This window comes from Streptococcus criceti HS-6 (genome assembly GCF_000187975.2).
Lineage (GTDB): Bacteria > Bacillota > Bacilli > Lactobacillales > Streptococcaceae > Streptococcus > Streptococcus criceti.
Map to the genome: position 1 here is coordinate 2,335,933 of NZ_AEUV02000002.1, position 25,181 is coordinate 2,361,113.

Consider the following 25,181-nt stretch of genomic DNA (forward strand, 5'->3'; position numbering starts at 1 on the left):
AGCAGATTCTTCTGGATGTTATTCTCTTTCAACATCTTTTAGAAAAAGCAGGGAAAATTATCGTTTCCTTGCTTTTTCATTACACTATCTGCTACTTTATTCAACTGATTCTTCTGGACGCGATTTTCTAGCAATATCCGCTAAGATATTTTCAACAAATTCATCCAGAGCTTCGGTATGGGTCTGCTTGCTGCCATAGCGGCGGACGTTAACAGACTTGTCTGCCATCTCCTTGTCACCAACAATTAATTGATAAGGAACTTTTTGGGTTTGGCTTTGGCGAATTTTGTATTGCATCTTTTCATTGCGCTCGTCAACTTCAGCACGGATACCGCGGTCACGCAAAGTCTTTGCCACTTCCCAAGCATAATCAGCATGGGCTTCATTGGAAATCGGGATAACAGTAACTTGTTGCGGTGCCAGCCAGGTTGGAAAGGCACCCTTGTAAGTTTCAATCAGGATGGCTGTAAAGCGTTCCATGGTTGAAATGACCCCGCGGTGGATCATGACTGGGCGGTGCTCTCCACCATCAGCACCCGTGTATTTAAGGTCAAAGCGCTCTGGCAGGAGGAAGTCCAATTGAATGGTTGAGAGGGTTTCTTCATTGCCAAGGGCTGTTTTCACTTGGATATCGAGCTTAGGACCGTAGAAGGCAGCTTCTCCTTCTGCTTCAAAGTAGTCCAAGCCCATATCATCCATGGCACCTTTGAGCATGCTTTGGGCATTTTCCCACATCTCATCGTTATCATAATATTTGTGGGTATCCTTAGGGTCACGGTAGGATAGACGGAAACGATAATCTGTCAGATTGAAATCTTCATAAACATCAATGATGAGCTGAAGGGTCTTCTTGAATTCGTCTTGGATTTGTTCCGGAGCCACAAAGGTATGACCATCATTGAGGGTCATTTCGCGCACCCGTTGCAGACCTGTGAGGGCACCAGATTTTTCGTAACGGTGCATCATACCCAGCTCCGCAATACGAATCGGCAATTCACGGTAGGAACGCACATGATTTTTGTAAACTTGGATGTGGTGGGGGCAGTTCATTGGCCGTAAAACAAATTCTTCACCATCTCCCATATCCATGGTTGGGAACATGTCCTCACGGTAGTGATCCCAGTGACCAGATGTCTTGTAAAGATCTACAGAGGCAATTGGTGGTGTGTAAACGTGTTGATAGCCTGCAGCTAATTCCTTATCGGTAATGTAGCGTTCCAAGATACGGCGGATAGTTGCCCCATTTGGCAACCAGAATGGCAAACCTTGTCCGACTTCTTGGGAAATCATAAAGAGATCGAGCTCTTTACCAAGTTTACGATGGTCACGCTCTTTAGCTTCTTCTAAGCGCTTGAGATAAGCTTTGAGGTCTTTTTTATCGAACCAAGCCGTACCATAAATCCGCTGCATCATAGCATTGTCGCTGTTCCCGCGCCAGTAAGCACCCGCTACATTGAGCAGGTGGAAGACTTGAATGCGACCAGTTGATGGTACGTGTGGACCGCGACAAAGATCAACATACTCACCCTGACGATAGATGGTAAGGCCACCTTCATCTTCTGAGTGCTCCTCAATGAGTTCGAGCTTGTAAGGATCGTTTTTAAAGATTTCACGCGCCTCATCTTTTGTCACTTCCTCACGAATAGATGGGAAGTTTTCTTTGACGATCTTCTTCATTTCTTCTTCAATACGCGGCAGGTCTTCATTTGAGATTTGGCCAGCTTCGTTATCGGTATCATAGTAGAAACCATCTTCAATAGCAGGGCCAACACCCAAATGAATATCTGGAAAAAGGCGGCGTGCCGCTTGGGCAAAGAGGTGAGCAGCTGAATGACGAAGAATTGGCAATGCATCTTCGTGATCAGGCGTCACGATTTCTAGACTACCATCTTGGGTAATCGCACGTGTCGTATCAATCAGTTTATCGTTGAGTTTCCCAGCTAAAGCTTTTTTAGCCAGAGAATTTGAAATTGATTGCGCAATTTCAAAGGTTGTCACACCAGATTCAAAGTCGCGTACAGCACCGTCTGGAAAAGTAATTTTAATCATAATTTGCTCCTTTATTTTCTCTTGTTAATGTCTTTTGACTTTACTAAATTACTTTAAGTAAATGTCACATAATCAAAGTTGTTACCTTGAATAGATTCAAAGTTTTCCTTGTGCCATTTGGTACCTACCATCGCCTTGTTAACATGAAGAGTAGTAGATTTACTTTCCTTGGTCTCAATCGTCAATTGATAGCCCATTAGTAGTTTTTTCTTAAACTCACATCGCTCCATATCTGCTACTTCAATAACGTCCAAAACTTCTTCAGGTTTTCCCATTGCAGAAACACCTATCACTATAAGTCTATCGCTTGAAAAAATAAGTAAGAAATAAGCATTTGTACTACTTCTGCCTATTCTTTTTGTAGCCCAGATAACTTTGCTATCTTCCGAATAAATTTCCTTTTCTTTTAAAAACTCAATCACTTCTTCATATTTTAAAAACATACTCTTCTCCCTTTCCGAGATATTTATAAAAAGCTTACTGCTCTTATTAGGCTCACCTACTTCACTCCATTTTATTTTGCAGATTTAAGTGTTTCTCCTTATCAGATAGGAAGGTTTCCATCTCTGCTCGGATATCAATATCGAGACGCTGAGACAGCTCTAGGAGCCACCAAATCGCCTCTGCTAGCTTTTGCTCGAGTTGATAGGGAGTTTCATCATAGTAATGACCTTGTTTGGTCATCACTAAACGATTTAAATTACCAATATCATTTCCAAGCGCTAGCAAATCCTCTTCGATAGACCAAGCCTGGCCGTGGTGCTTTTCTTCCAGCTGGTGGTAGGCCTTGCAAATGGCGACACTTCTACTAATCCAACGTCTGAATACATCTGCTGACTCTTTTTAAACATCGTTATAAAAAGCTCGACTGTCTGGCAGTTACAAAAAAAGCGCCGCCCTAAAAAGGACGTCGCAACGTGGTTCCACCTCAGTTTATCTACAGCAAAATGAAGGATTGCTGCAGACCTCCAGTGGTGATAAGGGAACCACCCTTTTATGTTTGCATAAAATCGAGGAAGGAGTATTCCTTGATAGGTCTGTGCTTTTTCACCAACCAAGCACTCGCTAGAAGACCAAACACAAGAAACTTGTCTTCGTTACATATTATAGCAGGAATTGATTTATTTTCAAGATAAGTAATGCATTTTATTAACACTAAAATATGAATCAAAAGTCTATCCCAAGAAATCCCTAATGGATTTCACCATCCTGACGGGGGCTTTAACAACTTTACGAGAGGTTTTAACGGTGGTCCGGACGGCTTTTTGGGGCAGACGGACTGCCGATTTAACAAGGCGGACAGAGCGGTCTGTCGGACTGCCTTCAACCGTCAATGAGAACTTCTCTGCCTTCTTGGTCGAATAGGAAATCAAAATATCCAGATAAAACTCATAAACAGCCTGACCAAAGGTCTCAGCAGAAACTTCATGCCGCTTTCTTTCCAGCTGCTCTTGGGTGAGGTCGGGTGTCAGGGCGATCGCATCCAAAATGGTATCAGCTAGGTCTTTCTCATTGTAAAAGAGGCTACCAAACATGCGGTTGGTAATCAAGTCATCCAGATAAGGGTTGCCGTGAGCGATGATGGGGGTTCCCATAGCCAGACTTTCAATATAAGTCAGCCCCTGAGTCTCACTCGTTGAAGCAGAGACAAAGAAATCTGCTGCCTTATAATAGACCGAAATCTGATCATGAGGCACCATCCCAGTAAAGATAACGGCAGAACCCAAATGCAATTGCTCTGCTTGTTTCTTGAGCTCATCCAAATAAGGACCATCACCGACAACCACTAATTTAACACGGTTATTTTCCTGCAAAACCTGAGGTAAAGCAGCCAATACCGCTTGGATATTCTTTTCCGAAGAAATCCGAGACAGGCTGAGCAGCATGGTTTGATCGGGCTCAAGGCCTACTTTAATACGCAGGGCAGTCACATCATCATCGGTCACCTGATCACAGACAAAATCCTCTAAGGGAATACCTGTCGGGATTACGCGCTTAGGAATCTTAACGCCATAGCCATCCAAGAGGTTTAAAGCTATCCGACTGGGGCAGATAACCCCATCTAAGTCTTTGAGGTAGCCTCGCATGATATATTTGACCATATTTGGTCGAATCAACTTGCCCTTAGCAATGTAATCCACATAATCTTCATACTGAGTATGATAGGTATGGACAACAGGAATGTGGAGGGCAGCTCCTACCCATTTTCCCAAGAGACCCAGACTGAACTCAGTCTGAGTATGGATAATATCTAGCTGGTATTCTTTAGCAATCTTATAGGCCGTAATAACACCGCGATAAACCACTCGACGGTCAGTAAAAGAAACGAAGGGGACGCTAGGCAGGCGGATAATCGTGGGATCTTCAAAGCGTTTGACTCCCTTATCCGTTCCCGTAAAAATATAAACTTCGTGACCTTTTTTCTCTAGCTGATCCTTTAAAGTCTTGATACTAGTTGCCACGCCAGATACTTGCGGATAGTAAGTATCTGTAAATAATCCAATTCTCATCTTACAACTCCATAACCTTCTGGTAGACGGCTGCTAGCTGCTTAGAAACATTTTCAAGCGAGCGTGTTGTGGCCACTTGATAGCCAGCATCTCGCTTGTCAACTTCTTTATTAATTGTGCGATAAAGACTGGTTACAAATTCATCGTTATTGTGACAGAGCTCAGCAGAAGTCTCATCAATCCAGCCTTTATAGACAGGGATATCTCGTAGAACAACGGCCTGATGGCTGGCTAATGCCTCTAAAACCACAATTCCTTCTGTCTCCTCATAGGATGGAAAGAAGAAAGCATCCGCTCCGCTCATAGCCCCTTCAAAAATATCTCCTTTAAAGTAGCCGGGAAAGAGAACGTTAGCGGGATGAGCCTTTTCAACCACCTTGCGAATATCAGCTGGAATCACCAGTTCATTAATTTTACCGAACCAGATGAAACGAACCTCTGGCATTTCTTGTGCCACCTTAACAAAATCAAAGATACCTTTGCGTTTAAAATAGAGACCTGCTGAAATCACTACTTTTTGTCCCTCTTTAATTTCAAAGTAATCGCGAAAAGCTTTCTCTTTGACAGGACTGGGCTGATACTTGGGCAAATCAATTCCGTTAGAAATGGCCGAAATGGGGGTAGTAACCCCATAATTTTGGATTAATGACTTGGAATATTCAGAAGGGGTAACGATATAATCAGCTGCCTGATAAATCTTCTTGAGATAGGTCTTAAAAACTGGCGCAACTATATTTGATCCGATAAAAGAATTACGAAAATCCTCCATGGTAGAATGCCCATGGACAATAACCTTTTTTCCCTGCTTTTTAGCAGAATTGAGAAGAGCTAAGCTCTTGGGACCATAGGTATTAATGTGGACAATATCATAATCATCCTCTTTAGAATCGGTCGTATAAGGAATACCTGCCATTTCTAAAGCCTTCTGTTGGTGCTTGATGGCCCGACCGATCCCTGATTTTCCGATAAGATGTTCACCTTCCAAATAGAGTAATACTTTCATAACCTCTATTATAGCCTATTTTGATATAAAATTCATGACTCACCAAAAGGGAGTGGGAACAGCCCCAAAATTTTCAATTTTGGTTCTTATTTCCACCCCTGTACCGTTTAAAAGGTCTGTTAATGTTGGAAATAAGATGAACGATGCTCATCACCTCATCACATCCATTTTGGTTTTCTGCTTTGGCCTTACGGCAAAAGGAAAACCCCAGCAGTGTTTATTGAGGCTGAGAACTTTTGCCTCAGCCTCCTTTTGCTATCATATATTTTCTACTAGAGGACAGCTTGATTAACCCAGACCGAGACAGACTGGCCTTGAACTGGAAAATCGGTCCAGCCATTCTGACCAATTTCAACACTGTCTGGGCAATTGCCCATAATGTCCACAAAGATTTTACCAACATTAAACTTACCCATATCCATCCGCTTTGAATCGGCATCTTTGTTAGAGATAACAATAGCTGAGCCGTCTGGATGATCGGTATTGCCTTGATTGGTCCAGCCGATACAGTTGGGATCATCGAAGTAATCAATTTGCTCCCCGTAAACATGATTTTTACGAACATAGAGGAGGCTGTCTAATTCCTGCTGGAAATCCTGCTGGGCAAAGTCACCGGAAACACCATAGTAGTCGCCGTAGAAGACACAAGGCAGCCCTTGCTGCCGCAGGAGAATCAGGGCATAGGCTGCTGGCTTGAACCATTCTTCCACACAAGACTCTAAAGCTTGACCCCTTTGTGAATCATGATTATCCACAAAGGTTACGGCAAAGGTTTCTGCATTCTGCATGAGACTGCCTTCTAAAATTTGACTGAGATCATAATTTTCCTTCCGCTGACTAGCCTCAAAGAGGTTCATATGCAGAACTACATCAACCAAATCAAAAGAGCCTTGTGTTTCTGTTATGTAATCTAAGTTGGCTTGAGCATCCGTCTTCCAATATTCTGCAAAAGCATAGAGATCTGGCTTGACCTCTTTTTTGATATCATTGATGAAGTCCATCATAAAGCTGGCCTTGATGTGCTTGACCGCATCCAGACGAAAACCTGATACCCCCGTTGTCTCTAGAAACCACTTACTCCAAGTCTTGAGGTGGTCAACGACCTCTGGATGTTCAAAATCAATATCATCAAACATGAGGTAATCATAATTACCATTCTCATTGTCTACCTGATTGGTGTCGGCCCAACCTTTATTGACACCTTGAATCATATAGATCCCTCGTTGGTCATTAAGGGCATCGTAGTCTACGCCTGTAAAATGATACCAATGCCATTTAAAATCGCTGTAGGTATCCTTGCGGCCTGGAAAATCAAATGCGGTCCAAGCTTCAATTTCAAAAATATCTGAGACCATTTCCATACGATTTTCAGGATTAACCTGAACAACCTTGAAACGTTCTTTTTTATCTCCACCAGCCTTGTGGTTGAGAACAATATCAGCCATGGTCCGAATATCTAATTTCTCTAAAGTCTGGATTGCCTTGAGGTAATCTTCTTTTGTCCCATATTTAGTTGCGACTGTTCCCTTTTGGTCAAATTCTCCTAAATCGTAGAGGTCATAAACCCCATAACCAACATCTTCCGGCCCCGTCCCCTTAAAGGCAGGCGGTAACCAAACCATACTAATCCCCAAATCTTTAAGATGTTGGGCATCCTCTTCCAATCGCTGCCAGTGTTTCCCATCTGCTGGCAGGTACCACTCAAAATACTGCATTAAAGTACCATTCATCTTTTTGCTCCCATTAGTTTAACGATTTCGGCCACTCACTTCTATGGCCGGCCCACGAAAATTTTTTTAATTGAACACGCCTATGACTCTGTGAAATTAGACTCGCTTTCCTAGAATCTTTAGGGATTCTTCCTCAAGCTCCCTAAATTTCTTTGAGTCGCTTAACGGCTTTGTATCTTGATAATTGAACACGCCTACGACTCTGCGGAAAAAGATAAAGTCTCCTAGATGCTTACTGCATCTGCGTCAACTTTCCTATTTTCCTTTGACTCGCTTAACGGCTTTGTATCTTGTATTACTGTCTTTAGTTTAGCATACTCAGTCATCTGTTCAAAGAAAAAGCTCGCAAGGTTCATTCAAAAAGGCCTGCCTAAGCAGACCTTCCATTGATACTATTTAAACGTGCTAGGGCTATAGCTTCATGGCCAGACAACCTTATTCTTGATATGAGAATCTCCGCGGACCGATCAGGTAACTTATTTACTTGATGCACGTTTGCTGATGCTGTGATTGAGGACGATGTCGTGCTCGTCTAATTCTTCCTTATTCATGATCTTGGTCAGCATCCGCATACTGACAGCGCCTAAATCATAAATCGGTTGATTAATTGAGGACAGGTTGGGCCGAGTATACTTGACAATTGGGGAATCATTGCCCGTAATGATTTCGAAATCATCAGGCACCGTTTGACCAGCCTCAAAGAGGCCGTTCAGTAGGCCAGCAGCCAGTTCATCTTCTCCAACATAGGCCGCTGAAGCTCCTGAATTGAGCACTCGTTTCGCCAAAGCGAGGCCTTCCTCATAAGAGTAGTTAGCTTCAAAAACTAGGCTTTCCTGAAACTTAAGGCCAGCATTTTTAAGTCCAGTCTTATAACCCGCTAAACGAACTTTACCATTAATATCGTCAATTAGAGGACCAGAGACAAAGGCAATCTCTTTGTGGCGTTTTGCCAAATCTGAAACAGCATCATTAGCCGCTTGTTCTTCATCAATATTAACACTTGGGAACTGGTGATCGAGGTCAACAGTACCAGCCAAAACAACTGGCGTGCGAGAGCGGGAAAATTCCAGACGAACCTTATCAGTCAAATGATGCCCCATAAAAATAATCCCGTCTACCTGTTTAGCAAAGAGGGTGTTAATGACATTGACCTCATTATCATCATCTTCATCACTGGAAGCAAGGACGATATTGTATTTATACATAGAGGCGATATCATCAATACCCTTAGCCAAAATAGAAAAATAACTATTGGCAATATTGGGAATAACAACCCCGACTGTGGTGGTCTTTTTGCTGGCGAGGCCACGAGCAACCGCATTAGGACGGTAATCCAGACGGTCAATCACTTCAAGAACTTTTTTACGAGTATTTTCTTTGACATTTTTGTTCCCATTGACGACCCGACTGACAGTCGCCATGGAAACGCCGGCTTCACGCGCTACGTCGTAAATGGTAATGGTATCATCAGTATTCATGTGAGCTCTCCCTCTTTATCAGATTAATCAGCTCTGCGCTGTCTCAAAAATTAGGGAAACAGCCACAGATTTACATGAAAATTACGCTTTCACGATTATATTATCACATATTGTAAACACTTTCAATAATTATGGAGTGTTTTTTTGAAATTTTTGTATGCCCTTTCAAAGGAAAGTTCTAAAATGAAGTTAGCCACCTAAGAGTATCAAAAAACATCTCAGAGAGATATAATTGTAATCACCACAATAACAATTAGAAAGACTCTGAGATGCAAAACTATTATACACCAAAAAGTAAACATTTGACACTAACTGAACGTAGAATAATTGAACGTTGGCTTCAAGAAGGGCTCTCAAATCGTGAAATCGCTAGGAGATTGGCTAAAGCTCCTCAAACCATTCACAACGAAGTCAAACGTGGTCAGGTTAGACAACAAGTGCGTAAAGGAAAATTTGAGGTGATCTACTCAGCTGACTTCGCCCAAAAAGCCTATCAAAACAATCGTAAACGTTCTGTTAAACAAGTCTCCCTGACCAAGGGACTCAAAGAAAAGATAACTCACTACATCAAACAGAAATATTCTCCTGAGATGATAGTAAAGGCAAAAGGATTACCTGTTCCCATCTCCACTATTTACTACTGGATTCATCATGGACACTTAGGATTGACTAAAGCTGACATGCTTTATCCTCGCAAGGAGAAAACTAAGAAAAAGCATGCCAGTCCCAACTTTAAGCCAGCTGGAAAGTCTATCGAGGAACGACCAGAAAGCATTAACAAGCGTGAGAATGTTGGTGATTTTGAAATTGATACGGTTATTCAAACTCGGGCAAAAAACGAGTGCCTGTTGACTCTAACGGATAGAAAGAGTCGTTATCAAATCATTCGACTCATTCCCGATAAGTCCACGTCTTCAGTCAATCAAGCTCTGAAAGCAATCCTCAGGGATTATCAAATTAACTCTATCACAGCTGATAACGGGGCTGAATTCAGTCGTTTAGCAGAAGTTTTTGACCCTGCTCATATCTACTATGCCCACCCCTATTCTTCTTGGGAGCGTGGAACTAATGAGAATCATAATAGACTCATCCGGCGCTGGTTGCCTAAGGGAAGCAAAAATGCGACTCAACAACAAGTCGCATTTATTGAAAACTGGATTAACAACTATCCAAAGAAACTATTCAATTATAAATCTCCTAAAGAGTTTTTACAGACTGGCTAACTTGAACTTGAAATTTAGTATGCCCTTTCAAATTTTAAGCAAACAAGCTCGGAAAATTTTTAATCATACTCAATTCGTTTCAAGAATTTACTTTTTAATTTAATGAGCGGAGATGCGACAAAAGTTCTTCTGTGCGCTAACTATTTTAGATAGAACAATTTGACACAGTGGTTGGAAATTACGTTGACATAGCCAGTCTTAATTTCCTATGGCGTTTCATCCTAAAAATACCGCTAGAAAGAAGCGTTTTAGACTTACTTTGTCTTCTTCACATCAATGAGCGATACAGTACTAATTTGGATTTGAACGGAGTATTAAAAATCAAAAAAGTGGACAAAGCCACTTTTTAATGATGAACAATCAGTTGAACGCATCTGGTTATAAGCCTATCAGGATAAACATTCTTCGACAGCGTTGGGAAAATCCCTTAGATGTACAGACAAGGCCATAACTTACTTGAATCTCCTATCTAATTTGTTTCCCTACTCAGATGATTTTCTAATTAATTAACGATTTTTTCTTAGGATAAGCGATTTTTATTTTACAGCTGATCAGCTGTTAACAGCGCAAGTAGCAGCAACAAAAGTAAATACAAAAGCTAGTCCTTTCATTATCACTACCCTCTTTAATTATGCGGCCTGCTTACATCCTAATCCAAATGTTTGAGGACAGCTTCCATCTTGGAAATGGCCTCGACGGGCAGGGCGGTGTGGGGATACTTTTGATTAAAGGAAAGCAAGAAATCTTGTCTGACTTGCATTCTTTCACGAATTAACTGCTTATAATGGTGGTCGAATGGCGGAACTGGGTAGTTCTCCAGTTCAAGGTAGTTGATACCACTCAGGGAACCAAAAGGTTTGAAAGTTCCTTGACCATCAACAATGGACTCAATAATACCCAGAGAAACTTCCTTAGGAATAGGCTTGCCCATATAGAGACCTGTATTGATGATATAGCAGTCAACACCCGATTCAAATAAAGAGCAGAATTTCTTAAAGTCTTCGACCAAGGGGTAAACGCGGAAAGGATTGGCAAATGGTTCAATAATCAGATCCTTTTGATCTCCTGAGAGATTTTCTGCATTAGAGCGCTTAGTCATTAGGGTACAGCCCATGGTGGTAGCCAAAACAGGATCGTCAATCTTGAGAATAGGAGGAAGACTGTCATCCTTCATAATCCAGAAGATGGCCTTGATAGGCTCATTAATACGGTCAACACGATTTGGCGTAGAATAGCGCGATTTGACTGTTCGACCATTACCATTGCGAATATCTTCGGTCACTAATTTTTTGCGTCCGTTGGCATCCAGCGTTACGCCACAGTTTTGTACAGTCACAAAATAATCTTGTTCCCGATGACCAGTCGGGTAATCATTGGTCTTGTCAAAATAGGAAGGCTCTAAGGCAATGGAAGACCCGTCCTTGGTTGAAATAATAAAGGCATCATCATGCAAGACCTGGATATCATACTTGCCATTGTTTTTAGCATGGGTCAAGGTTGACTTCCCTGACCCCGACAGACCAAAGAAAGAAGCGACATAGTCGTTCTCAGACTTGCCAGTCTTATCACGAAATATTTTTAAACCACCATGACAGGCAACATAACCATTGCGGGCAGCAGTGCTCCAAGCAAGGGTCAAGGTAGCCTTTTTAAGTTCACCAAAATAACGCAGGCCTAAAATCATGGCACAATTATGAAGCACATCGAAATAAACCAGACCTTCCGGATAATCAGGGTGAGACCAATCTGGATCAAAGAAGATGAAGATATCATTTTCATTATATTGTTTAGAGTCTACTAAACGATTTTTAAAGGTTTCATCCAAAATTTGGAAATTGAGTAACCAAGAATAGAGGTTGGGACTTTCATCTTCAGGAACCATAAGGTGGGCACGTACCATAAAGTCTTCATTTAGACCGACAACTGCTGACGAACGATAGAACGTCCTCTGTCTAGCCTGTAAAACAGCATCTCGTACAAGAGGGAGGAGCTTCTGGTCTTCAGCCGGGTTTCGCCCGTAAATTCGTCTAGCCCTAGCCGTCCGACCGACTATTGCACCTGAATTGGTTAAAAGTACACGGGCATAGGAAGGCAGACCTAATTCCTTGGTGTGGATAACTGGCATGTCCAAAATGATTGTCCCAGCTGCTGATGAAGCCAGCTGATAAGCCTCTTCCAAACTTTTTATTGACTTAACGTGATTTTCATAAAAAGCTGTTTCAATCACGGTTTTTAAGGGAGAGAAATAGGGACTCTTTGCCCGCATTTCCTCATCAGCAAATTCTCGACGTGTTACCATGCGTGTTCCTCCTATTACTTCTAAGTATTTTTAGCAGACTGGGGAGTGGGATCAACCTCAAATTGAAAATTTTGGTTCTCACCACGTCCTGGTTTTAAGGTGGTGATCTGAAACGATCTCTCATCAGACCATTTTTGACACTTGCTTTGCACGCTTCATTTCCCGATTAAAAATCTGAGTAAGGTTTGGATCCGGACGACCTTTTAAGGTTGGAAATAAATGAGCGATGTTCATCACATTCGTTTAGATTTTCTGCTTTAGCCTTGTGGCAAAAAGAAAACCAACCAGCAGTGGGTTCATTAAGGCTGGGGAAAAAAGTATTCTAGCCTTCTATTTTTGCAGTAATAACAGTTTATCTCAAAACAAGAATACTGGACGAGGTTTTGCCCAGTCTCTCGACTCCCAGTCACTTTTAAACGTTTTTGAAAACGTTTGCTTAGATTCATTTTAGCACAAATCTGAGCAAAAAACTGGCAGAAATTTTCTGGCTAGGGGAAAATTTTAGTAAGCCCTTGCAATTTAGAGGATTTTTTGAAAGAATAAAGGCAAGAATTTATTCAGAAAAAGAGGTTTTGACATGTCAAAAATCAATCAAATCCGTAACTATATTGCTCAGCACCAATCGCGTTTGGCTATTATTTCTGACCCTGTTACAGTCAATTATCTAACTGGTTTCGACTGCGATCCCCATGAGCGTCAGCTCTTTCTCTTTGTCTACAGCGACAATGAGCCTATCCTCTTCGTTCCTGAACTAGAGGCCGCTCGGGCTCGTCAAGTGGTCAGCTTCGAGGTCATCGGCTATCAAGATGCTGAAAATCCTTGGCAAAAAATTCGCCTCAGCCTGCCAAGAATTGACTCTAAGTTTATCTTTGTAGAATTTGATCATCTCAATGTGACTAAATTTAACGGCTTACAGTCCGTTTTCTTGGGACGCTTTGAAAATCTCACGCCCTATGTCCAAGAAATGCGTTTGATTAAATCAACCGATGAAATTAATAAGATGCTGGTTGCTGGGGTTTATGCCGACTATGCTGTCAAGGTTGGTTTTGACAATATCCGAGCTGGTCGGACCGAAATGGATTTGGTGGCACAAATTGAATTTGAGCTCAAGAAAAAAGGTATCAGCCAGATGAGCTTTGATACCTTAGTCTTGACTGGCAATAACGCAGCCAATCCGCACGGTATTCCTGGCAAGAACCCAATAGAAAATAATGCCCTTCTCCTCTTTGATCTAGGTGTTGTTTGCGAAGGTTATACTTCTGACATGACAAGAACCGTCGCCGTCGGACGACCTGATCAGTTCAAGGAAGATATCTACAAGCTCTGTCTGGAAGCCCAATTAACCGCCCAAGACTTCATCAAACCGGGTGTTACTGCCAGCGAAGTTGATGCCGCTGCCCGCAAGGTTATCGAGAAGGCCGGCTACGGAGAATACTTCAACCATCGCCTTGGTCACGGTCTAGGGATGGATGTTCACGAATATCCATCCATTATGGCTGGCAATGATCTAGTTATCCAAGAAGGCATGTGCTTCTCGGTTGAACCAGGTATCTATATCCCCGGTAGGGTCGGCGTTCGGATTGAGGACTGCGGCTATATCACCAAAACTGGCTTCAACCCTCTTACTCAAACTCCTAAGAAATTACAATATTTTGAGCTCTAATTTTTAAATTAGCTACAAGAAAGAGCGTGGGAAATAATTCAAACATTGAAAATTTTGGTTTCTATTTCCAACCTCCTCACAGCTATTAGGAAGGCCGCTATATCTTGCGAAAAGCAATTAAACAGTCCAGTGGACTGTTTAAGGGGATGCCTGAAAATGAGACTGCATCCCAAGATAAGGACTTCCAATCAACTGCTGCGTCAAGCTGCTCTATCTAAACTAGTTAATAGGAGACAGAACTCACCCCCAATCACTGCGCCAAGAGTTTTGCCCAGCCGCTTTTCAATGATTAGACTTCCTAACAAATCTTTTATAGATGAAATCACCTCTGCTTATTTAAACAGAGGTGATTTTTTGGCTTGGATCATCTGTTAAGCAAGGACAGTTGCACATTAAGGCTTTCGACCTACCCCAATCTTAGTGATCAGTATAAGCTAGTTTAACAGTGGGGTACTCCAGTGCTGATAAACCAAACGCTCTAGTCTAAGAGCAGATGTCTGACTTCGTCAATCCTATCTTCTGGCAAAACCACATTGATGGCATTTCCTAAAATTAATTTCGTGCCACCTGAAACAATATGGCTCTTGCCATTTTCCCGCTGGCTGGTGATGAGGACATCCTTGGGCAGCTCCAGCTGATAGACAGATTTACCGGCGATCTTGGTGGAGACCGGTACCTCAATCCACGTCAGCGGACTATCCTCATCATGGGGATGCCCCCCCTCAAGCAGATTCTCCAACATGGCTTCATACACAGGGGCTCCACCCAGTAAGTCCATGACGATATAAGCCATAAGGGTCGCTGTTCCTAAAGCCATGAGGTGGTGAAGATCACCAACCATTTCACAAACCAAAATCATGGCGGTCAAAGGAGCCTTAGAAATAGCTCCAAAATAGGCACTCATACCCAGAATAATGAAAATCGGAAATTCATTTTGAGAAATCCAACCCAGCTGGAGAAAGACACTGCCAAAGAAGGCACCGAGGCAGGCACCGAGCGTCAGAATTGGCAGGAAGATGCCTCCCGGTAGACCTGAGCCATAGCTCATCATACTGTAGAAATAACGAAGCAAGAAGAAAGCCAAGAAGTAAAGGACGGGAGCCTGTAGGGAGGACAAGGAGCGAACGAAGGCATTTCCTCCACCTAAGAGCTGAGGAGCAAAGTAGCCCAGCGGTATGATAAGAACAAAAGCAATCAAGCTGTAGTGCTGAGGCCTGAGATGAAAGATTTTGCCTAGATGATTGTAGTAGAGACCCATGCGCAGGACTAGCCATTCGTAGTGATAAGCCAGAAAACCCAGCAGCAGCCCCATCAGAACGAAAATAATATAGTTAGACAGATGCGGTGTTGGCAGATTACTTGGCATGGCCAAGACCGGTGTTTGCCCAAAAACTCTCAGCGAGATCAGATTAGCTGTCAGACTAGCTGATAGGGCCGTTATCCAAACTCGACTGGAAAAATGGTGATAAACCTCTTCAACCACAAAGAGAAGACCTGCGATTGGGGCATTGAAAGCAGCTGACACCCCTGCTGCTGCCCCGCTGGCAATCAGGGTCCGCTCTTCAAGTTTACTGAGTTTGAGATAACGAGCTAGCCCTTTACCGCTGACAGCTCCTACCTGAATACTAGGACCTTCGCGTCCTAACATCAGACCGCTGGAAATTCCCAGCACGCCCGCCAAGAATTTTTTCCAGAGGATGGGCCACCAATTCTGGCTCATCAAGCCCTTGAGTTCGGCCTCAACCTGAGGAATCCCAGAACCCTTGATATTAGGTTCTGACACAATTAAATGACCGATAATAAGGGTAAAAATTACGTAGATGACGAAAATCAGAACCAAAACCCAGGGAAACTTGTGCGCAAGGATATACCCCTTTTGAAATTGGGTGAAAACTAGAGTAATAAGGTAGCGAAAGAGGCTGACTGTAAAACCTGAAAAAAGGCCAACCAAAATTCCTCGGAAAACGGATATCAGAATTGAACTAGAGAGATAGTTAAATTCTTTCCGCTGATTTTGCATGATAACTCCTTTGCAAGTGATTATTTTTTTATACTAAGCTAAATAAAAGAACCCGTGAGCAGGGCAGGCTAATAGCTCGTAAGGAAGATAACTCCCCTCAATTCCTTAACCCATCTTAGTTTTCAAAAGATAGGCTGCCCCGATTAAATTGGCATTATTAGAGTGGCAGCAGGCGACGATATCCGGACGCTTGATGACGGCCCTGACAGGCATTACTTCCGCCTTGAGTCGGTCAAACTGTCGATTGATTTCCTCTAAAAGGAGGGGCTGAGCACTGATACCGCCACCAATGACAAAGCGCTCAAGATCCAATGCTGTCTGCAAATTTAGAATGGTAAGAGCCACATAACGGCAATAATCTTCAAAAAGTGGATAGATACGACTATCCCTCTGAGACAAGGCCTGAAAAACCGCTGGGCCATCTTTCTTATCGTCTAGATTTAAAATTTCAGCCAGACGAGCAATCAGACCAACAGCAGAGACTTGAACCCCACGCATATCCAAGATCTCATTTTTCCCCAGCTTTGGGGGAAGCAGGAAGGTTAGCTCACCTGCTTGGAAGTGCGTGCCTTGGTAGAGCTGGCCATTAATAATCAAGCCACCCCCTAGACCCGTCCCTAAGACCAAAGCAGCACCATTTTTAACGCCTTCTAAGTTGCCCTTGGCCAACTCAGCTAAGACGGCTGCCTTACCATCATTGATAGCGCAAGCAGTCAAATCATAGGTGCTGGCAAAGTAGTCCTTGACATTAAATTCATGAAGAAAAGGAAGGCTACCGCCATGGTAAATGACTGATTGACCGGTATCAATCGTTCCCGGTGCACTGATGGCAATTCCCGAAATATCTGAAATGTGGGGCTGAATCAGAACATTCAATAAGGACAGACAGTCTGATAAATTGTCAGGTGACATCAGTGGAGGAAATGTCTCTTCTACCACATAATCGTCAGATACTAGGCCTGACTTGATTTGCGTTCCTCCTAAATCAATAGCTAAAATGCTCATAAGCCTCTCACTTTCTTAGTTTAATCTTATCACAATTTTTCCTAAGATTAGCAGAAATTTTTAGAAAATGATATGATGAAGGCACAATAGATAGGAGGCTCTCAGATGACCACTGATAGTATAAAAAAACAAATTCGACAAGCCTTTGACCGACGGGTGGCTGTGCGGGTCTATAATGAAGATGAGATTCCGCGTAACGATATGGAAGCCATCCTAGATACTGCCTGGCTCAGTCCGTCTTCTATCGGCTTAGAAGGCTGGCGCTTTGTCGTTTTGGATCGGCAGCACATCAAGAAGTTGGCTTCTGAACTCAAAGAAGTTGCCTGGGGCGCTCAATACCAATTGGATACGGCCAGTCACTTTGTCCTTCTTTTGGCTGACAAGGATGTCCGCTACGATAGTGCATCCATCAAAAATAGCTTAATACGCCGAGGGCTGACCGATCCAGCCGATTTGACAGCCAGATTAGATCTTTACAAGACCTTTCAGGAAGTCAATATGAAAATTGCTGACAACCCTCGCGCTCTCTTTGATTGGACGGCCAAACAAACCTACATAGCCATGGCTAATATGATGACCTCGGCTGCCCTCATGGGGATTGATTCCTGCCCTATTGAAGGTTTCGATTACGATAAGGTTAATGCCATCTTGACCAAACATGGCATTATTAATCCTGACAAGGAAGGAATTGCCAGCATGGTTTCCTTTGGTTACCGTCTGCGCGATCCCAAGCATCCACGCTCCCGCAAACCACGCGAAGACGTTATCACTTGGCTAAACTAATTTATATTATTAAAGAAAGGAAACAGAATGGACAGCTACAGTATACTGACTGCTGTTTTGTCTATTCTTGGTCTCATTTATGAATTTTATGCATACCTGCGTTCGCGTCAAAGACTTGGACGTCTCTCTTAAGTTTTATCAAGAAGCTCTCGGTTTCAAGGAAGTCCGTCGCAATGATTTCCCCGAATATGAGTTTACGCTGGTCTATATGGCCTTGGATGATGATCCAGACTATGAATTAGAACTAACCTACAACTACGGCCACGGCGACTATGATCTTGGCGATGGCTACGGCCACATTGCTGTTGGGGTCGATGAGCTTGAAGCTACCCATCAAGCTCATGAGAAGGCTGGCTATACCATCACCGACATCAAGGGACTCCCAAATAAACCTAAGATGTACTACTTCATTACTGACCCTGACGGGTATAAGATTGAAGTCATCGATTTACAAAGGTTTAATAGCAAATAAAATTTTAAAACGAGGGTGAACAAGTCTCCAATAGTTGGATACCAAAATTTCCAACTATGGGGGATTTTTCTGTCTAGAATTTACCATATAAGTGCAATAAAAAAACTCATAAAATTTCCAGTAAAATAGACTTGATAAACCATTTTAGCTGAAAAAATTTTATGAGCTACCATCATTCTACCGTGGAGGGGCATGTCCCCCTCCTGGCAATGATTATTTAATTTTGACCCTTTATTTAACTCTTAGTCACCATCATTCCAACAAAATCAAAGACTGCCTTATTCCTTGAGTTTCACCGAAACTGTGTACAATCTTACTTTTTGTTATTTTAAAATATGATTAAGTTCTTGAGAAACTCGGTTATTCTCATAAGGAACACAGTCCTGAACCCAGTTCCACCAAAAATAGCCTCCGACATAGTGCTCAGTATAAGCTGGCTGGCGGTAATAATGGCGCATCATAGCTATTTTACTGGCTGTTGTGGCTGAGTCAGCTGTATTGCCGCATTCCCCCATACCTACTTTAGATTGTGGAAACTTGTCTTGAAACACTTGGAAGACAGACTTCCAGTCTGGCTGATAGCCCTTGTTATCATCTTCATAATAAGAAATAAAACTAAAGTCCAGCCCTTGTCTTAATTTTTGAGGGACATGATGATCGATCCAAGCCATCATATCACGGTCTTTAGGATTCTCATAGTAGAAAGTTACCGCTGTTTGCTGGTTGGCCTCTTTAACGACTTCATACGCAGCCTCAACCTTGTTCATAATGAGCTTTGGACGCTGTTTAATCCAGTCCGTTCCATTAACCTCATTTCCCACCTCCCAAATCGTTGTATAGTCGGAGAGGCAGTCCAGCGATTCTTGAAAGCGCTGGCGATAAGAAGAAACGTTGGGATAAGCCTTCATATCGTAGGAATCAACAGGCTGAGCCATGATATCAGCAACTGGTGCGATCTTTTTGAAGAGGGGAACGTAATCCTTAGGACTTTTTTCCTTGGACATCACAATTCGGACAGTCGGTCGAACAGGCATGGCTTTTAGAGCCTTGACAATTTCTTTGGTAGAAACCTCACCATCCCAAGTGTCATCGACGGTCACACCATAAATTTGGGGTTCTTCACTTGCACTTTTGGGGTGCCAAATTAGAAACAGCATGCCCAAAATAAGCGCTAGGCCGAAGAAGAGAGCTATCCATCTTAAAGATTTTTTACGTTTTATGGCCATTTTTGTCCTCCTACTGTGTGTCTGGAGTTTCTACACTGAAACAATTTCCTCATTGCAACCAACGACCAAAGAGAAAGCATCCAGCAAGCCAGCTGATAGTTTCTTACATTTCAGCTAACTTAGCACCATTAGAGGCAATAATGGCTTTTATCCATTGGTAGGATTTCTTCGGGGTTCGTTTGAGGCTACCGCGACCCTTGTCATCCATATCTACATAGACAAAGCCATAACGTTTCTTCATTTCACCAGTGGATAAGGAAACAAGGTCGATTGGTGCCCACATGGTATAGCCAAGGCAGTCGACACCATCACTATTAATCGCATCAGCCATATTTTGCAGATGATCGCGCAGATAGTTAATACGGTAGTCATCTTCGACATAGCCGTCTTCATCAGCCTGATCGATAGCTCCCATACCATTTTCTACAATAAAGAGCGGTTTTTGAATACGATCAAAAATCTCATTCATGACATGCCGAAGGCCAAGAGGATCAACAGCCCAGCCCCAAGGTGTTTCCTTAAGATAGGGATTGCTAGATCCGCCTACATTGAACCAATCATCACCTGCCTGAGTCGTGTTCGAACGATAATAACTAAAAGAGATAAAATCCAACTGACCGTCACGCAAAATCGCCTCATCACCGTCTTCAATTTGGATCTCATCAACTCCATGACGCTCCCAAAGGGATTTGCTATATTTAGGATAGTATCCACGCCCCATAATATCGATAAAATACCAATTTTCACGGCATTCTTGCAGACGGTGAAAGACATCTTCAGGTTTACAAGTGGCAGGATAAAGTTCACTCATGGCATACATGGCGCCAAATTGACTGTCTGGCATCAAATCGTGACCCAATCTAACAGCTTTAGCACTGGCCACAAACATGTGGTGAGCCGCTTGATAGCGATCCTGTCCAGTTGAGTTTCTGGTACCGCAAGGACCAAAACCTCGGACTGCATTAATTTCATTAAAGGTCAGCCAGTAGCGACAGCGGTCGCCATAATGCTCAAATAGCGTTTGACAGTATTTAAGATAGGCATCAATAACATAGCGAGAGGACCAGCCATCGTATTTCAGTGCTAGGTTCATCGGCATTTCATCATGACAGATTGTAATCAGGGGTTCCATGCCATATTTTGCCATCTCATTAATAACATCATTATAAAAGGCAAGCCCTTCTTCATTTGGCTCTGCTTCTTCTCCCGTCGGATAAATACGGCTCCAACAAATTGAAAAACGAAAAACATTAAAGCCCATTCCTGCCATCAATTTAATATCTTCTTTATAATGATGGTAGAAATCAACAGCCTTGTGACTCGGATAATATTCATCATCTAGAAAAATAGGTTCTGCTTCCTGAGGAATAGGATCTGCGTAAAAGAAAGATGAACGTGGTGTAATAATAGAACCATCAGGCATACTCATGGTATGGTGACGGGGTGACTCCAAAGAACCATCCGTTTCAAAATCATGAGAAAGAAGCCCTCGTCCTCCTTCTCCAAAGCCGCCTTCATACTGAAAATCAGCGGTCGCACCTCCCCATAAGAAACCTTGAGGTAATTGATAAGACATAGCTTCCTCCTTACATTGAGATACTAAGGGCGTCCGCGGATCAAGCAAAAATAGGAGGTTCGACGAAGACGCTGGCGTCTAGGAAGAAACTATCTTTTTTGCACAAGCCGCAGCCCGGGTTCGATTATTAAGATACTAAGCCGTTAAGCACTCCAAAGGAATTTAGGAAATGGAGTGACGATTCATTAAGAATCGAGCGACATTTATCTAATTCCACAGGAGTGTAGGCGGGTTCGATTTACAAGATACTAAGCCGTTAAGCGACTCAAAGAAATTTAGGGAGCTTGACGAAGAATCACTTAAGATTCTAGGAAAGCGAGTCTAATTTCACAGAGTCGTAGGCGCGTTCAATTGACAAAGATCGCTAAGACCTTAGGTCTTGCTCTACTACACAAACTACCATGGTAGTTTGCTATGCCAATTACTAACTTCAAACCTTCGGTATGATCGACCGCAGGTTCGAAGTGTCGCAATTCTCAAGATACGGCAGAGGCTTGTTATCTAAGCGCTTCGCACTTGATACCAAACGCCAATCACTAGAGTGAATTGCCTACCTCTCCCACTAACTTCGTTTGGTTAGTAAAATCGACTAACCAAACGTCATGTCGCTAAAGGCGTACGCGGATCAAGCAAAAATAGGAGGTCCGTCGAAGACGCTTGCGTCTAGAAAGAAACTATCTTTTTTGCATAAGCCGCAGCCCGTGTTCAATTCAACCGTTCACCTTGCTTCACTTCACCTTGTGTTTTAAGGGTGATATCCTTACCATTCGCATTAGCGATAACCAACATCGTTGTTGTATCATAACCCTCTTGAGCAATAGCCTCACGGTCAATTTTAACTACTGGCTGACCAGCACGAACAGTTTCTCCGGCTTGGGTTAAAACATCGAAGCCCTGACCTTTTAACTCAACCGTATTGATACCAATATGCACCAAAATTTCGACACCATCAGGCCGCGTTACTCCAAAAGCATGTCCCGTTGGAAATACTGTAGTTAGTTCACCATTGACTGGAGAAGTGATAAAGTCACTCTCCAGTTTAAAGGCAAGGCCATCTCCCATCAATTTTTGAGAAAAAACTTCGTCATTGACTCTTTCAAGTGGCAGTAGTTCCGCATCGGCAACTGCTAATATAGCGTCATCTGGCACCACCTTTTGCACGGGTTCTGTAACAGTTTCGATAGTGCGTTTGTCTTCAATTTCAACTCCTATAAAGAAGGTCACAAGAGCGGCAACAACGATGGAGACTATAATCCCAGCAACAGCCGCCATGGCAGTATTGGCAAAAATCGGCAGTGCCAGCACATTGGAGTAGCCCATTTCAAATGCGCGGGCTCCTAGAAGACTGGCAACAAAACCGCCCGCAAAACCACCAGCCATAACACCGTACATAGGTTTTTTATACTTAAGGTTAACACCATAAATAGCAGGCTCCGTCACACCGGCAACAATACAACCAATAGCTATTGAAGTAAATTCACTGCGTTTCACTTTATCCTTGGTTCTTCCAATAACGCCAAGCACGGCACCACCTTCTGCCATATTATGCATCAGAAAGGCTGGACGAAGCATGGCATCATAGCCTGGATTAGAAAGCAATTGAGGCATGAAGGGGGTGATCGCCGTATGCATTCCTGCCATAACCATCCAAGGCAAAACTGCTGCAAGAAGCCCTACGGCTAGAGGACCTACGGTACTGTCTAAAAACATGAAGACTGCTGCAATACCTTGACCAACAATATTACCAATAGGACCTAAGACAAGGTAGCCTAAACTGCCTGCTATAAAAATCGTTCCCATACCAACGAAGATGGCCTTGAAAATACTAGGTACTAACTTATTTAGATATTTCTCAGCATAGTAGGCAACAATTGCAATAAGCAGGGCTGGCAGCATGGATGTGCCATAGGACAGCAGGCGAACATCGATTCCAAAGAGATCAATTGGCTTTCCTGCCGTCACTAAAGTAGTGAAATTCGTATGCAATAAGGCTGCCGCCGATACCATAGCATAAATAGGTGTCCCACCCAATTTTGTAGCTGCACCGTAGGCTACAAAAATAGGCATAAAGTAGAAAGGAGCATCCCCAATAGCTGACAGCAACAAGTAAGTTGAAGAGGTTTCAAAATCTTTACTGATAAAGGTCGTTATCAGGATTAAGGCGACTTTCAGCATACCACCCGCAATCAAAGCAGGAATCATTGGGGTAACAGAACTGGATACAAAGCCGATAATCTTATTTGGTGCATTTTTCCAAGTCCAGCCCTCTTGATTTCCTAGATTGCCATCCAGATTTTCATCAACGACACCGCCAGACTTAATATCATAGGTCTTCATGATGGCATCATAAACTGGAACTAGATGCTGCCCTAAGATAACCATATACTGACCACCAGCGTAAACCGTACCAATAACCCCTTCTAGCTGCTCTAAGGCTTCCTTATTGACCTTAGAAACGTCCTTTAAATTGAAACGCAATCGCGTCATACAGTGAGATAAGATGGCTATATTGTCTACATCCCCAACATTTTTTACAATGCTGTCTGCTAACTGTTGATAGTCCATAGGAGCCTCCCTCTAACTTTTGATAATTTTATCGATAAATTAAATTATTTTTAACAAATTGATTTTATCTTTTTTTGAAAGCCTTGTCAATCTTGCTCTGATGACAAGCCGAGAGTTTTGACAATTGCTTTAAAACTCAGTAAAATGAATGCTACAGGAGTCCTTACTAACATGAATTTTTTAGAACAAATAGAACAGCACCGCTCGGATTTTTCTAAAACTGAACAAAAGGTTTACCAGTATGTTATTAACCACATTGATACTCTGGAAACGTACACCATTACTAAAATTGCTGATCTTTCACATACATCTACGGCAGCTGTACAACGATTTTGCCAAACACTGGGTTACAGAGGATTTAAAGACTTTCGTTATGACGCCATCGACTATCTCCACCGTCACTACCGCAAAGAGTCCCTTGATTCTCTGGATGATATGACTGATAATTATATCAGTCTAGCTAGGCAATTTAAAAATGTTGATCGACATAACGTTACCCAGCTTATTCAGGCCATTTTAAACGGTCAACGGGTTCATATTTTCGGTATCTACTACTCGTCCTTGCCAGCAAGGTTTTTACATATGGGACTTCAGGATTTGAGCATCCCCAGTTATTTTGCTGGTGACTTAAACAGCGGAGCCCATCTGACCAATATTATACGGGACGAAGATACCTTAATTATGTTCTCACTGTCAGGAGATATGGGCAACTACAGATCTGCTCTAGCAGCATTGCAGCATAATATGCCCCAAAATTCTTATCTTATCACCCTCAATAATCACTCACAGATTGATAAATTTTTCAGACATACTATTGTCCTGCCGGGCAGTGCGATTAATAGGCAATCCATTATTAATCCTCAATCTATTTCCTCCATCTTTGTCGAAATCTTGCTGAATCTTATTCATCAGGAAATGCGATAAGGAGTCCTTTTGAAGGCTAAATACTAAAAAAGTTTGGGACCTTGTGGGTTCCAAACTTTTTATCTAGCATTAAAATTTTTCATCTGGCGTTTGACATCCCGCTCTTGGTCTCGGCGCTTGATCGTTTCCCGTTTGTCATAGTCGTGCTTCCCTTTGGCTAGACCGATGAGTACCTTAGCAAAACCCCGCTTGATATAGACCTTGAGGGGAATCAGCGTCATACCAGTTCCTTTAAGCTCATTTGCCAAGCGATTAATCTCACGTTTTTTAAGGAGGAGCTTGCGGGTGCGCTCAGGATCCTGATTCCAGATATTGCCTTGCTCAAAAGGAGCAATATGAACATTAACCAGCCAAGCCTGACCATCTTTTATCTGAGCATAGCCATCTTTGAGCTGGATGCGAGAAGCCCGAACAGATTTGATTTCGGTTCCAGTCAGCACTATGCCAGCTTCGACGGTATCAACGATGGTATAATCATGCCGGGCTTTTTTATTTTGAGCCAAAACAGGGTCAGTTTTTGTTGTTTTTTTTGCCATTTTTCTCCTTTCTTGCATTGTTCAGCTAATGTTTATCTCGTTAGGATAACATAGAATGAGTTGTCCTAACGACTTGTTGACATCCCCCAAGATGCTGCAAGTCTTTATCTTCGGTCTCA

19 protein-coding genes are annotated in these 25,181 nt (G+C 42.7%); 5 read left to right on the top strand and 14 right to left on the bottom strand.

Annotated features, from left to right (window positions below; all coding sequences use genetic code 11):
- Positions 1 to 96: 96 nt before the first annotated feature.
- The 7 genes from thrS to ccpA all read right to left on the bottom strand — a co-directional run bounded on the left by thrS (position 97) and on the right by ccpA (position 8,770).
- Positions 97 to 2,049, bottom strand: coding sequence for a threonine--tRNA ligase (gene thrS / locus STRCR_RS10845; RefSeq protein ID WP_004228348.1), 1,953 nt, complete (start codon positions 2,047 to 2,049; stop codon positions 97 to 99).
- Positions 2,050 to 2,102: 53 nt separating this feature from the next.
- Positions 2,103 to 2,492 carry a hypothetical protein gene (locus STRCR_RS10850; protein WP_004227090.1) on the bottom strand — a complete coding sequence of 130 codons (390 nt, stop codon included), beginning with the start codon at positions 2,490 to 2,492 and terminating at the stop codon, positions 2,103 to 2,105.
- 61 nt (positions 2,493 to 2,553) lie between these two features.
- Complete coding sequence (locus STRCR_RS10855; RefSeq protein WP_040804694.1) at positions 2,554 to 2,862, bottom strand: MazG-like protein; 309 nt, start codon at positions 2,860 to 2,862, stop codon at positions 2,554 to 2,556.
- 362 nt (positions 2,863 to 3,224) lie between these two features.
- Positions 3,225 to 4,559: a glycosyltransferase family 4 protein gene (locus STRCR_RS10860; protein ID WP_004226287.1), complete on the bottom strand. Its 1,335-nt coding sequence runs from the start codon at positions 4,557 to 4,559 to the stop codon at positions 3,225 to 3,227.
- Between the two features lies 1 nt (position 4,560).
- Positions 4,561 to 5,562: an LTA glycolipid anchor biosynthesis glycosyltransferase, IagA/BgsA family gene (locus STRCR_RS10865; protein WP_004228971.1), complete on the bottom strand. Its 1,002-nt coding sequence runs from the start codon at positions 5,560 to 5,562 to the stop codon at positions 4,561 to 4,563.
- 272 nt (positions 5,563 to 5,834) lie between these two features.
- Entirely contained in the window at positions 5,835 to 7,292 is a 1,458-nt protein-coding gene (locus STRCR_RS10870; RefSeq protein WP_004228663.1) for an alpha-amylase, read from the bottom strand.
- A 476-nt stretch (positions 7,293 to 7,768) separates the two neighbouring features.
- Entirely contained in the window at positions 7,769 to 8,770 is a 1,002-nt protein-coding gene (ccpA, locus tag STRCR_RS10875; RefSeq protein ID WP_004225969.1) for a catabolite control protein A, read from the bottom strand.
- Positions 8,771 to 9,039: 269 nt separating this feature from the next.
- On the opposite strand from ccpA, the gene STRCR_RS10880 reads away from it, so the two are divergent.
- A complete protein-coding gene (locus tag STRCR_RS10880; protein WP_004225294.1) occupies positions 9,040 to 9,993 on the top strand; it encodes an IS30 family transposase in 954 nt (317 codons plus the stop codon).
- Between the two features lie 649 nt (positions 9,994 to 10,642).
- Here STRCR_RS10880 and STRCR_RS10885 read toward each other — a convergent pair.
- Positions 10,643 to 12,292, bottom strand: a complete 1,650-nt coding sequence (locus tag STRCR_RS10885; RefSeq protein WP_004226459.1) for a phosphoenolpyruvate carboxykinase (ATP) — start codon at positions 12,290 to 12,292, stop codon at positions 10,643 to 10,645.
- Positions 12,293 to 12,869: 577 nt separating this feature from the next.
- Between STRCR_RS10885 and STRCR_RS10890 the strand changes: the two genes are divergently transcribed.
- A complete protein-coding gene (locus tag STRCR_RS10890; protein ID WP_004227825.1) occupies positions 12,870 to 13,955 on the top strand; it encodes a M24 family metallopeptidase in 1,086 nt (361 codons plus the stop codon).
- 478 nt (positions 13,956 to 14,433) lie between these two features.
- Here STRCR_RS10890 and STRCR_RS10895 read toward each other — a convergent pair whose 3' ends face one another.
- Both STRCR_RS10895 and STRCR_RS10900 read right to left on the bottom strand, forming a co-directional pair.
- Entirely contained in the window at positions 14,434 to 15,975 is a 1,542-nt protein-coding gene (locus tag STRCR_RS10895) for a ClC family H(+)/Cl(-) exchange transporter (protein ID WP_004229250.1), read from the bottom strand.
- A 105-nt stretch (positions 15,976 to 16,080) separates the two neighbouring features.
- Entirely contained in the window at positions 16,081 to 16,980 is a 900-nt protein-coding gene (locus STRCR_RS10900; RefSeq protein ID WP_004225712.1) for an ROK family protein, read from the bottom strand.
- Between the two features lie 105 nt (positions 16,981 to 17,085).
- On the opposite strand from STRCR_RS10900, the gene STRCR_RS10905 reads away from it, so the two are divergent.
- Positions 17,086 to 17,763 carry an NAD(P)H-dependent oxidoreductase gene (locus tag STRCR_RS10905; protein ID WP_004225815.1) on the top strand — a complete coding sequence of 226 codons (678 nt, stop codon included), beginning with the start codon at positions 17,086 to 17,088 and terminating at the stop codon, positions 17,761 to 17,763.
- A gap of 79 nt (positions 17,764 to 17,842) precedes the next feature.
- Positions 17,843 to 18,235 (top strand): lactoylglutathione lyase, encoded by a 393-nt coding sequence (gene gloA, locus STRCR_RS10910; protein WP_040804697.1) that lies wholly within the window; start codon positions 17,843 to 17,845, stop codon positions 18,233 to 18,235.
- Between the two features lie 323 nt (positions 18,236 to 18,558).
- Here gloA and STRCR_RS10915 read toward each other — a convergent pair whose 3' ends face one another.
- The 3 genes from STRCR_RS10915 to STRCR_RS10925 all read right to left on the bottom strand — a co-directional run bounded on the left by STRCR_RS10915 (position 18,559) and on the right by STRCR_RS10925 (position 23,602).
- Positions 18,559 to 19,455, bottom strand: coding sequence for a hypothetical protein (locus STRCR_RS10915; RefSeq protein WP_420805024.1), 897 nt, complete (start codon positions 19,453 to 19,455; stop codon positions 18,559 to 18,561).
- A 109-nt stretch (positions 19,456 to 19,564) separates the two neighbouring features.
- A complete protein-coding gene (locus tag STRCR_RS10920; protein ID WP_004227818.1) occupies positions 19,565 to 21,037 on the bottom strand; it encodes a glycoside hydrolase family 1 protein in 1,473 nt (490 codons plus the stop codon).
- A gap of 705 nt (positions 21,038 to 21,742) precedes the next feature.
- Complete coding sequence (locus STRCR_RS10925; protein ID WP_004228758.1) at positions 21,743 to 23,602, bottom strand: glucose PTS transporter subunit IIA; 1,860 nt, start codon at positions 23,600 to 23,602, stop codon at positions 21,743 to 21,745.
- A 171-nt stretch (positions 23,603 to 23,773) separates the two neighbouring features.
- Between STRCR_RS10925 and STRCR_RS10930 the strand changes: the two genes are divergently transcribed.
- A complete protein-coding gene (locus STRCR_RS10930; RefSeq protein ID WP_004229621.1) occupies positions 23,774 to 24,526 on the top strand; it encodes a MurR/RpiR family transcriptional regulator in 753 nt (250 codons plus the stop codon).
- A gap of 59 nt (positions 24,527 to 24,585) precedes the next feature.
- Here STRCR_RS10930 and smpB read toward each other — a convergent pair whose 3' ends face one another.
- Positions 24,586 to 25,062, bottom strand: a complete 477-nt coding sequence (gene smpB / locus STRCR_RS10935) for an SsrA-binding protein SmpB (protein WP_004228983.1) — start codon at positions 25,060 to 25,062, stop codon at positions 24,586 to 24,588.
- Positions 25,063 to 25,181: the final 119 nt, after the last annotated feature.

What these genes read in the sequence shown, in the direction of transcription:
- STRCR_RS10850 (WP_004227090.1), bottom strand. Translation starts at nt 2,492, where the DNA reads ATGTTTTTAAAATATGAAGAAGTGATTGAGTTTTTAAAAGAAAAGGAA.
- STRCR_RS10925 (WP_004228758.1), bottom strand. Translation starts at nt 23,602, where the DNA reads ATGGACTATCAACAGTTAGCAGACAGCATTGTAAAAAATGTTGGGGAT.
- STRCR_RS10895 (WP_004229250.1), bottom strand. Translation starts at nt 15,975, where the DNA reads ATGCAAAATCAGCGGAAAGAATTTAACTATCTCTCTAGTTCAATTCTG.
- STRCR_RS10860 (WP_004226287.1), bottom strand. Translation starts at nt 4,559, where the DNA reads ATGAGAATTGGATTATTTACAGATACTTACTATCCGCAAGTATCTGGC.
- gloA (WP_040804697.1), top strand. Translation starts at nt 17,843, where the DNA reads ATGAATTTTATGCATACCTGCGTTCGCGTCAAAGACTTGGACGTCTCT.
- ccpA (WP_004225969.1), bottom strand. Translation starts at nt 8,770, where the DNA reads ATGAATACTGATGATACCATTACCATTTACGACGTAGCGCGTGAAGCC.
- STRCR_RS10870 (WP_004228663.1), bottom strand. Translation starts at nt 7,292, where the DNA reads ATGAATGGTACTTTAATGCAGTATTTTGAGTGGTACCTGCCAGCAGAT.
- STRCR_RS10905 (WP_004225815.1), top strand. Translation starts at nt 17,086, where the DNA reads ATGACCACTGATAGTATAAAAAAACAAATTCGACAAGCCTTTGACCGA.
- STRCR_RS10880 (WP_004225294.1), top strand. Translation starts at nt 9,040, where the DNA reads ATGCAAAACTATTATACACCAAAAAGTAAACATTTGACACTAACTGAA.
- STRCR_RS10900 (WP_004225712.1), bottom strand. Translation starts at nt 16,980, where the DNA reads ATGAGCATTTTAGCTATTGATTTAGGAGGAACGCAAATCAAGTCAGGC.
- STRCR_RS10885 (WP_004226459.1), bottom strand. Translation starts at nt 12,292, where the DNA reads ATGGTAACACGTCGAGAATTTGCTGATGAGGAAATGCGGGCAAAGAGT.
- thrS (WP_004228348.1), bottom strand. Translation starts at nt 2,049, where the DNA reads ATGATTAAAATTACTTTTCCAGACGGTGCTGTACGCGACTTTGAATCT.
- STRCR_RS10930 (WP_004229621.1), top strand. Translation starts at nt 23,774, where the DNA reads ATGAATTTTTTAGAACAAATAGAACAGCACCGCTCGGATTTTTCTAAA.
- smpB (WP_004228983.1), bottom strand. Translation starts at nt 25,062, where the DNA reads ATGGCAAAAAAAACAACAAAAACTGACCCTGTTTTGGCTCAAAATAAA.
- STRCR_RS10920 (WP_004227818.1), bottom strand. Translation starts at nt 21,037, where the DNA reads ATGTCTTATCAATTACCTCAAGGTTTCTTATGGGGAGGTGCGACCGCT.
- STRCR_RS10865 (WP_004228971.1), bottom strand. Translation starts at nt 5,562, where the DNA reads ATGAAAGTATTACTCTATTTGGAAGGTGAACATCTTATCGGAAAATCA.
- STRCR_RS10890 (WP_004227825.1), top strand. Translation starts at nt 12,870, where the DNA reads ATGTCAAAAATCAATCAAATCCGTAACTATATTGCTCAGCACCAATCG.